The 1,324-nt window shown below is 67.1% G+C and carries 1 protein-coding gene and 1 other annotated feature; the gene reads right to left on the reverse strand.

Features of this window, described 5'->3' with window-relative positions; genetic code table 11:
• Positions 1-39: 39 nt before the first annotated feature.
• A protein-coding gene (locus AC3WRN_RS16675) for an IS3 family transposase (RefSeq protein ID WP_492623825.1) occupies positions 40-1,274 on the reverse strand; the annotation gives its coding sequence in 2 pieces (ribosomal slippage) (positions 40-977 and positions 977-1,274; 1,236 coding nt in all).
• Positions 868-984: a sequence feature (AL1L pseudoknot), on the reverse strand. Its footprint overlaps the gene before it by 117 nt.
• Positions 1,275-1,324 lie beyond the last annotated feature (50 nt).

The raw sequence follows: 1,324 nt of genomic DNA on the forward strand, positions 1-1,324 counted from the left end.
TGAACCGCCCCGGGATTCTCGGAGGCTGTTTGGTTTGAGTCACGCCGCCTCGGGCAGCGCGGCCTGTTGCCGATAGTAAGCCGCTTCGGCTTCCGCTGGCGGGATGTTCCCGATCGGCCCCAGCAGTCGGTGATGGTTGAACCAGTGCACCCAGTCGAGCGTAGCCATCTCCACGGCCTCGCGGTTGCGCCAGGATTGCCGGTGGATGACCTCGGCCTTGTACAACCCGTTGATGGTCTCGGCCAGCGCGTTGTCGTAGCTGTCGCCCACGCTGCCGACGGAGGGCTCGATGCCTGCCTCGACCAGACGTTCGGTGTAGCGGATCGACACGTACTGCACGCCGCGGTCGCTGTGGTGGATCAGCGCGTCATCGCCCGCCCGGCGCCGGGCATGCAGCGCCTGCTCCAGGGCGTCGAGCACGAAATCCGTGCGAGCCGAGGACGACACCTTCCAGCCCACGATGCGGCGGGCGAACACGTCGATCACGAAGGCGACGTAGACGAAGCCCTGCCAGGTGGAGACGTAGGTGAAGTCGCTCACCCACAACGCATTCGGGCGCGCGGCCCGGAACTGCCGGTTCACCTTGTCCAGTGGGCACGACGCGGCCTTGTCGCTGATCGTCGTTTTCACGCCCTTGCCGCGGATCACACCGCGCAACCCGAGCCGACGCATCAGCCGCGCCACCGTGCAACGGGCCACGTCGACCGATTCGCGCCGCAGTTGCCGCCAGACTTTGCGCACGCCGTAGACCCGGCGGTTCTCGCCCCACACGCGCTGGATGTCGGCACACAGTCGTTCGTCCCGCTGCACGCGCACCGGCGCCCTGGTCGGATCGGCCCGGCGGACGGTATGCACGTAGTACGTCGACGGGGCGATCGGCAGCACCTTGCAGATCGGCTCGACCCCGTAGGCGTCGCGGTGTTCGTCGATGAACGCCGTCATGGCTTGAACCGGCGGTCGAGCTCCGCCTGGGCAAAATACGCGCTGGCCTTGCGCAGGATCTCGTTGGCCTGCCGCAGCTCGCGGTTCTCACGCTCCAGCGCCTTGATCCGTGCCTGCTCCTCGGTGGTGGTGCCGGGTCGCAGCCCGCGATCACGCTCGGTCTGGCGCACCCAGTTGCACAACGTCTGCGCGGTGCAGCCGATCTTGCCGGCAATCGATTCGATCGCCGCCCACTGCGAGGCGTGCTCGCCACGGTGCTCGAACACCATCCGGACCGCCCGCTCGCGGACTTCCGGCGAATACGTCGGGGACTTCTTCTTCGGGGTTTCCATCGCTCCATCCTCTCAAGAATTGGAGCCTCCGAGAATCCCGGGGCGGTTCA

The organism is Rhodanobacter sp. FW101-FHT13A11, from assembly GCF_058790335.1.